General features: G+C 58.6%; 3 pseudogenes. 2 read left to right on the forward strand and 1 reads right to left on the reverse strand.

Features of this window, described 5'->3' with window-relative positions:
- Positions 1 to 316 (forward strand): annotated as a pseudogene (locus ABD481_RS46915) (GNAT family N-acetyltransferase); the annotation flags it as partial.
- Here ABD481_RS46915 and ABD481_RS46920 read toward each other — a convergent pair.
- Positions 281 to 475: pseudogene (locus tag ABD481_RS46920) on the reverse strand (arginine ABC transporter substrate-binding protein); the annotation flags it as partial. The pseudogenes ABD481_RS46915 and ABD481_RS46920 sit on opposite strands and share 36 nt — an antisense overlap.
- Between ABD481_RS46920 and ABD481_RS47585 the strand changes: the two are divergent.
- Positions 384 to 572: pseudogene (locus ABD481_RS47585) on the forward strand (beta-ketoacyl synthase N-terminal-like domain-containing protein); the annotation flags it as partial. The pseudogenes ABD481_RS46920 and ABD481_RS47585 sit on opposite strands and share 92 nt — an antisense overlap.

Here is a 572-nt window from a genome sequence, read left to right on the forward strand (position 1 = left end):
GCGACAACAACTGGACCAGCTCTGGGAGATAGACCGCAGCGAAATTATCGATACGCTCTACCGTCTCGATAACGGTCAGCTGCGGGCTTATCGGGAATATTATGACGTGCGTGGCTGGGACCCTCACGATCGTCAGGTTTATACTCCGATTCACGAGGCCTGTTACGATCGCGGCGGTATTTTTTTCGCCTTTTTTGACGATGAGCAGATGATTGCCGCAGCGGCGCTGGATACGCTGCCTCGCGGCATGAATGGCGAGCTGCGCCAGCTATTATTCTTTTATGTCGGGGCGGGAAAGCGCGGCCAGGGCGCTGGCGACATCGTCGTAAGGGACAGCCTGTACGGCTTTCTGTTTATCACGCAGGTAGCGCTGATGCAGCGTGCCTTTCACCACGCCGACTTTTTTAGCTTTCAGATCGGCAAAGGTATGGGCGACATCTTTGTTGACGATCACTACCCCGGAGAGCGCCTGCCGGCCCTTCGACAAGACCCGCAGCGGCCTCGTCCTCGGTGAGGGCGCCGCCATCCTGGTCCTGGAGGAACTGGAGAGCGCGAAGCGTCGCGGCGCCCAC

It is taken from the genome of Catenulispora yoronensis (assembly GCF_039531695.1).
In the GTDB taxonomy this organism is placed as follows: Bacteria; Actinomycetota; Actinomycetes; order Streptomycetales; family Catenulisporaceae; genus Catenulispora; species Catenulispora yoronensis.